This is a genomic window from Psychrobacter sp. (genome assembly GCF_036731945.1).
GTDB lineage: Bacteria > Pseudomonadota > Gammaproteobacteria > Pseudomonadales > Moraxellaceae > Psychrobacter.
In genome coordinates this window covers 1-7,476 of sequence record NZ_DAINDI010000085.1, presented here as the reverse complement: position 1 = coordinate 7,476, position 7,476 = coordinate 1, and the positions used below count along the sequence as shown (strand labels likewise).

The following is a 7,476-nucleotide window of genomic DNA, read 5'->3' as shown; positions in this document are numbered from 1 at the left end:
GGTAAACGACTAGCGCTTCTTCGGTTTCTGAATGCTGCGCGGTATGCAAGACTTGGTAAAGGCTGCCTTTATAATGGCGGTAAATGCCTTGGGCGACGCTACTAAAATTATTATTTTCCATGCTTAGCTAGCTTCTCTATTAACTTGATTTTATGTTTCGGCCATTCATCTTTTGACATGCTATACATCACTGTATCCGAAATAACACCATCACGGCGCACTCGATTACCTCGAATTACGCCATCTTTTTTAGCACCTAAACGCTCAATGGCTTGTTGTGAGCGATGATTATCAATATCCGTGCGCCAACCTACGGTTTGATAGTTCAATGTTTCAAATATATAAGTGAGTAGCATAAGCTTACAGATGGTATTGACATGCGTGCGCCAATACGATTTAGCATACCAGGTATAGCCAATCTCTAAGCGTTTGCTAGTTGGTAAAATATCGTGAAAACTCGTTGTACCAATCGCTTTACCATTTGATTCATCAATAACGACAAATGCTTTTCTATCAGGCATTGAATGTGCGGTATTGATATAATCAATGATCTTATCTGGCTCTGGTACCGAAGTCTCGTTTATTTTCCATAGCTCACCGTCTTGGCAAGCTTGGGCTAAATCATTGGCATGAGTTAACATCAATGGCTTAAGAATAATGCCGTTACTTGATAACGTAGGAAGGTCTAACATCTATCTCTCCTTAAGCCATAATGAACGTAGAAACTCTCGTTACCTAGCTCAATGTCTTAACTAAGCAACCGTCACTTTAGCATAAGCCTTTTTGCCTGCTTGGATAACGACTGTCTGACCAGACGTTAAACTAAAGCCTGCATCGACCACTTCGCCATCTACTTTTACCGCGCCACGCTTGATCATATCTTTAGCCGATGAGCTGTTTTTGGCAAGCTCTGCTTGGTTTAGGATTTGCGTGATAAATAATGCGTCCGCACCTTCCAACTCTAACGTCACTTCTGGTAAATCAACGGGCAATTCACCATCAGCCAATACGTTACCTGCTGATTTATGCGCATTAGCAGCAGCATCCGCATCATGGAAACGCTCAATCAATTCTTCAGCAAGGATACGTTTGATTTCTTGTGGGTTGCGACCATTTTCCATCTCGGCCATTAACGCTTCGACTTCTTCCATCGGCTTAAAGCTTAAAAATTCAAAGTAGCGACGGATTAAAGTATCTGGCATCGACAGCAGTTTTTGGTACATGGTGCCCGGTGCATCATAGATGCCAACATAGTTACCAAGTGACTTCGACATTTTATTAACACCGTCTAGCCCTTCTAAGATTGGCACGGTGATACAAACTTGTGGCTCTTGACCGTAACGACCTTGCAGGGTGCGTCCCATTAGGATGTTAAAGGTTTGGTCCGTACCGCCAAGCTCGACGTCAGCTTTTAGCGCGATAGAGTCATAGCCTTGCACCAATGGGTATAAAAACTCATGGATAGCAATTGGCGTTTGCGCCGCATAGCGTTTAGAGAAATCATCGCGCTCAAGCATACGCGAGACAGTCAACTGACTAGAAAGCTGAATCATATCGCCCGCTGACATGTCTTTGAACCATTCAGAGTTAAAGACGATCTTGGTTTTTTCTTTATCCAAAATCTTAAAGACTTGTTCCGCATAAGTCTGCGCGTTGACTTTGATTTGCTCATCGGTCAATGGTGGGCGCGTGCTGTTTTTGCCAGAAGGGTCGCCAATCTTGGCGGTATAATCACCGATTAAAAAGTAAATCTCATGACCCAAGTCTTGAAAATGCTTGAGCTTATTGATCAATACGGTATGACCCAAATGCAGGTCAGGCGCGGTGGGATCAAAGCCTGCCTTGATACGCAGCGGGCGATTCAGTTTTAACTTTTTAACCAAATCGTCTTCCGATAGGATTTCTTGGGTACCGCGCTGAATCAGGGCAAGTTGTTCTTCTAGGGTGTAGGTTTGGGTGGTCATGACGCTCTCTTTATTGTCTTTATTAAAAGGGTAATGCGTTTGGGCCAATTAGAATATCGTAGCCCGTAAAAGATGTTAGAATTTGACAGATATACTAGCGTTTTTTAAGGTAAATTGCCATGACCAACCCTGCATTGATTGCTGATACTAATGATTCAACTATCAATTATGACGATAATTTACATAACACTTTGGGTAAAACTTTAGATGACGATTTAAATTATGCCACCTTGACCGATGCACTTGAGCAAACGGTATTTGAGAACTTCGATGATGGCTTATATATCGGCATGATGTCTGGTACCAGCTTGGATGGTATGGATGCGGTACTTTGTCAATTTAGCAGTAATACGGATACTGAAACAGATACTCAGCAACCGCTGCGATTGTTAGCGTCTATTAGCCAAGATTTTCCAACACGCCTGCGCGAGGTGTTACTGGCACTTTGTCAGCCAAATGGTGTGCAAGAATTAACGCCAACAATGGGAGAGCCGAGTAGCGAATTAGACTGGTTTGGCTGGGCAAGTAAAGAATACGCTGAATTTGCCAGCGACGTAGTCAATAATTTATTGCAGCAGTCCAATACCGATGTAGAGTCGGTGCTGGCAATTGGCTGTCACGGTCAAACGGTGCGTCATCGTCCACAAATGGGCTTTAGCTTGCAACTGCTCGATGCCAATATCATCGCCGAGCGTACTGGTATTAGCGTGGTCAGTGATTTCCGCCGCCGCGATATGGCCGTCGGTGGTCAAGGCGCGCCTTTAGTACCTGCCTTTCACCAAGCATTATTTGCCACGCCTGATAGCACGCGGGTGTTATTAAATTTGGGCGGTATTGCCAACATCACCGTTTTGCCAGCCAATGCTAGCCTTATTAACGCTAATCCTGCTAATGATGCTGTTGTTAATAATAGTCCAGTTATTGGTTATGATACCGGTCCTGCCAATTTATTACTCGATGCGTGGACAGCATTGCATACGGATAAAGATTATGACGCTGGCGGCGCATGGGCGCAGTCAGGACAAGTCGTTGAGCCGCTACTTAACCAGCTGATAGAACATCCATTTTTTGCGCGAACCTATCCGAAAAGCACAGGTCGTGAAGACTTTAACTTAGCATGGCTACAAAGCGAGCTGCAAAAATTTGACCAAGCCTCTGCCCATATTCGCTATTCGTCAGCCGATGTACAGGCAACATTGACCGAGCTGACGGCGATGAGTGCCAGTATGCAAATTAATCTGTTTATTAAGGCCAAAGAAAATAGCTCAGTTTATGTCTGCGGTGGCGGTGCCTTAAATGATTACTTGATGACTCGCTTGCAGGCGCATTTACCTCACTGCAAAGTAGAAACTACTGCCAGCTTAGGGCTGAATCCCGCTTGGGTCGAAGCCGTCGCCTTTGCATGGTTGGCACGGCAAACCTTAATGGGGGAAACTGGTAACTTGCCAGCGGTCACTGGCGCAAGTAAAGGCGTGGTATTGGGTCAAGTTTGTTTTGCTTAATAAGCCTTTAATTGTTTAAATTTTAGTTTACATACGTGCACTAATGTGTTTTATAATGACGGTTAAAATACCTTCTTTTTAGGATCGCACGTACAGGATATATCGCATGAGCCAACATAGCAGTTCACCAAACGCGCAAGCCGCCGACTCTAATGCTGCCCCTATCCAGCAAAACCCGCGCCAAAAGCTGCCCCATTATGAGCGCCCAGACGAGATGCGTGTGGTGGTCACCGGTATGGGTGCGGTGACACCTTTAGGATTAGACGTCGCAAGCTCGTGGACGCGTCTACTTAATGGCGAGAGCGGTATCGCGCCCATTACTCATTTTGATGCAACCGACTATCGGGCGCAAATTGCGGGCGTGGTCAAGGATTTTGATGCCAAGCAATATATGAATGCTAAAGACGCGCGCCGCTATGATGAGTTTATGCATTATGCCGTTGCAGCTTCGGCTATGGCGTTAAAAGACGCGGGTTTTATCGATGAAGTGAGCGCAGCTGATGCACCTGTACAAGATGTCGAGCAAGAACGCTTTGGCGTGATCTTAGGGTCAGGCATTGGCGGTATCCAAACCATTGAAAACAGCCGTGATACCCTACGTGACAAAGGCGCTATGAAGGTTTCGCCCTTTATCATTCCAGGTTCTATCGTTAATATGGCTGCAGGTTTGGTCGCTATTAAGCACACTTTACAAGGTCCAAACCTAGCGACCTCGACTGCTTGTACCACCGCGACCCACGCTATCGGGCTTGCTGCGCGTTTGATTGCCTATGGCGATGCCGATGTGATGCTGGCAGGTGGCAGTGAAAAAGGCTCAAGCCCGCTTGGAATGTCAGGTTTTGGGGCGATGCATGCCCTCTCAACTCGTAATGATGAGCCAACCAAAGCCTCGCGGCCGTTTGATAAAGAGCGTGATGGCTTTGTACTCGGTGATGGTGCCGGTGTCGTCGTCCTTGAAAGCCTTGCCCATGCTAAGGCGCGCGGCGCGACGATACTTGCTGAGCTGGTTGGCTTTGGCATGAGTGATGATGCTAGCCACATTACTGCACCGCCAGAAGATGGCAGCGGTGCAGCGCGCGCCATGCGCAACGCCCTAAACGATGCTGGTATTGAGCCTGCCGCGGTTGGCTACGTCAATGCTCACGGTACCAGTACGCCTGCTGGTGATGTTGCCGAATCCATTGCGATCGAAACCGTTTTTGCGCCCGTTAAAGACAGCATTTTGGTCAGCTCGACCAAATCGATGACCGGTCATTTATTGGGTGCCGCTGGTGGTATCGAAGCCATCTTTACTGTGCTTGCTTTGCAACATCAGCAGGTACCGCCGACCATCAACTTGGATAATGTTGAAGACAACTGCAACCTTGATTACGTGGCCAATCAATCACGCAAAGTTGATAATCTGCAATATGCAGTCTCCAATAGCTTTGGCTTTGGTGGCACCAATGGGTCGCTTATATTCGCTCGTTGGCCGGTGCAATCATCAAGTTAAAACGCCTAAAACAACGTTAAAAACGCTAAATAAATGTTAAAAAACTATTATTTTAGCCGTTGTAACCTTGGTGTCAGATTTACTACGTTTGACCACTTGCAGCCCCTTATCGTACTTGCGTATGATAAGGGGTAATTTTATGCAACATTTATGGAAGATACCATGTCAAGCTACTCATTTTCCCATCAGTTTTATCAGCGCTGGACGTGTGCGCCAGACCCTGTACGCGCCTCTATTATCCAAGAACTTACCGATATCACCACCCTCTTACAACACGACACGCCATTTGAAACCTTTGTTTTTAGCACTCATGACTTAGATGCCCATCTTGATAATCTTTATGAAAATCATGAAGCTGAACAAGCGATTGCCAAAGCCATTGCCGAAAAACAAGCGCAAGAGCGAGCGGCTGCCGAAAAAGAGCGTTTAGAAGAAGAAGAACGTTTAGAAAAAGAACGTGTAGAAAAAGAACGTGTAGAAAAAGAAAAACAGGCAAAAGCAGCAGTAGACGCTAAGCAGAAAGAAGAAGAAACATTAAGGGCAGCAGAAGCGGCGAAACAAGAGCAACAGCATAATGAGCAGCTAGCTCATAAACAAGCTACCAATGTTGATGACAATGCTAGTAGTAAAAATATTACTAGTAAAAATGACACTGACGCAGTAGACAAACTGGAAGCTACTAAAACGGATGCTACGAAAACTGCGACTGACACTGATAAAAAATCCATTCAAGAACCCGCCAATGCTACAAATGTGGCAAATGGCGCAAACGATCATAATATGAAAACCGTTATCGATAAAGCCGTTTCAGACGCAGCTATTCCTTTGTCTTTAAAAGATACTAAGCTTGGCGCGAGTCACCCAGAATTAATCCGCGAGCTTGAGATGCATGTCGATGACTACTTAAGTGAGCAAATGATGCAAATTTCTGAGAATTTAAAATCTTGGTTACGGGCCGAATTGGCACAGCATTTAACCGAACCTGAAACCACCACTACTATTAAAAGTAATGAAAGTATCGCCAAGAAAAATATCCATTAGCGATAAAAAAACCTGATTTAAATTAAGAATTCCTTTGTATAACTAGACACTAAAAAGCCCCATCGATATTGACGGGGCTTTTTTTGCTAATTTTTTTCTAATAAAAGTACAAATCGCTATTTTAAATAGCTTTTGTACGCTCGGTTAGCCATTCAAGCGCCGCACCTTTAACACGATCTTTTAGCTCGGCATAGACTTGGCTATGATAATCATTGAGCCAATCAATCTCGATTTGGGTTAATAGTGCAGGCTCAATCAAACGAGTATCAATTGGGCAATAAGTAATGGTTTCAAAGTGTAGAAATTGGCCAAACTCAGTCTCAGTCGGATTCACAACTGGCGTATTGACCACCAAGTTTTCGATACGAATACCCCATTTACCCTCGCGGTATAAACCCGGCTCATTACTGGAGATCATGCCTTCTTTCATGGCACGTTCTTTTGGCGTACTGGCACTATAAGCAATGACCTGCGGGCCTTCGTGGACGTTTAAGAAATAGCCAACGCCATGACCGGTACCATGACCATAGTCCATCTGTGCCTGCCACAAGGGTGCACGGCAAATCGCATCGATGAGCGGTGACGCAATACCATCAGGGAAATGTGCTTTTGCTAAGGCGATATGGGCTTTAAGCACGGTGGTAAAGTCGCGTTTATGCTCAGAACTTACTTGTCCAATACCGACCACACGGGTGATATCGGTGGTGCCGTTTTGATATTGCGCACCTGAGTCAATGAGCAATAAGCCGCCCTCGCCTTCAGCAACATCAAGGTAGCTGAATTTTTCTGGCGTCGCACGGTAATGCGGCAAAGCGCCATTTTCGTTAAAGCCTGCGATGGTTGGAAAGCTTGGCGACACATAATGCGGCTGCTGACTGCGAACTTCGATGAGCATACTGTCGACATCCAACTCACTTAAACGCTCACCGTCTGCTAGGCGTTTTTCAAATGTCGCAAAAAACTCACTTAACGCCGCACCATCTTGGCGCATCGCTTCGCGCACATGCTCGATATCCGCTGCAGACTTCACTGATTTGAGTAACGTACTTGGCGCCATTTGCTCGATAAAGCCCACATCGTCGGCCATTTTTGATAGCGTACCGACCGCCACTTTGCTTGGGTCTAACAATAATATATCTTCTGGCGTTAAGGTAGCTAATGCCTCTTGTACCGCATCATAATCTGCAAGCGTGATACCGCTGTCTTTTAGCGCTTTTTCAATCTCGCTACTGACTTTATTATTATCAACAAACAAGGTCGCTTTATCTTCGCTAATGAGCATATGCGCTAAAAATACTGGATTATAATCAACGTCCGCACCGCGTAAGTTGGTCAACCAAGCGATATCATCTAAGCTTGATAGCAAATGATGACTTGCGCCTGCATCCTTCATACCTGCGCGCACGGCAGCAAGTTTTGAGCTAGCGGGCTGATCGATAAATTGCGCATCGTGTTGGTAGAGTTGTGCTGATGGCAA

At 45.5% G+C, this 7,476-nt stretch carries 7 protein-coding genes; 3 read left to right on the top strand and 4 right to left on the bottom strand.

Annotated elements, in window-relative coordinates; translation table 11 throughout:
• From V7D75_RS13240 to tyrS, 3 genes are all read right to left on the bottom strand, one after another.
• The coding region (locus tag V7D75_RS13240; RefSeq protein WP_333614932.1) for a DUF1653 domain-containing protein at positions 1 to 121 on the bottom strand (121 nt) is incomplete at its 3' end.
• Positions 111 to 692, bottom strand: coding sequence for a GNAT family N-acetyltransferase (locus tag V7D75_RS13235; protein WP_333614927.1), 582 nt, complete (start codon positions 690 to 692; stop codon positions 111 to 113). The genes V7D75_RS13235 and V7D75_RS13240, both read right to left, overlap by 11 nt.
• A gap of 60 nt (positions 693 to 752) precedes the next feature.
• Positions 753 to 1,964, bottom strand: a complete 1,212-nt coding sequence (gene tyrS, locus V7D75_RS13230) for a tyrosine--tRNA ligase (protein ID WP_289047185.1) — start codon at positions 1,962 to 1,964, stop codon at positions 753 to 755.
• Between the two features lie 119 nt (positions 1,965 to 2,083).
• Here tyrS and V7D75_RS13225 point away from each other — a divergent pair, with 119 nt between their 5' ends.
• The 3 genes from V7D75_RS13225 (at position 2,084) to V7D75_RS13215 (ending at position 5,999) form a co-directional block, all read left to right on the top strand.
• The gene (locus tag V7D75_RS13225; RefSeq protein WP_333614926.1) at positions 2,084 to 3,466 is read left to right on the top strand and encodes an anhydro-N-acetylmuramic acid kinase; all 1,383 of its coding nucleotides are present in this window, start codon (positions 2,084 to 2,086) and stop codon (positions 3,464 to 3,466) included.
• A 214-nt stretch (positions 3,467 to 3,680) separates the two neighbouring features.
• Positions 3,681 to 4,958, top strand: a complete 1,278-nt coding sequence (gene fabF, locus V7D75_RS13220; RefSeq protein ID WP_333614931.1) for a beta-ketoacyl-ACP synthase II — start codon at positions 3,681 to 3,683, stop codon at positions 4,956 to 4,958.
• A 162-nt stretch (positions 4,959 to 5,120) separates the two neighbouring features.
• The gene (locus V7D75_RS13215; protein WP_333614925.1) at positions 5,121 to 5,999 is read left to right on the top strand and encodes a hypothetical protein; all 879 of its coding nucleotides are present in this window, start codon (positions 5,121 to 5,123) and stop codon (positions 5,997 to 5,999) included.
• A gap of 121 nt (positions 6,000 to 6,120) precedes the next feature.
• Here the strand turns inward: V7D75_RS13215 and V7D75_RS13210 are convergent.
• Positions 6,121 to 7,476 (bottom strand): aminopeptidase family protein P (locus V7D75_RS13210; RefSeq protein WP_333614924.1); only part of this gene is annotated, 1,356 nt, incomplete at its 5' end.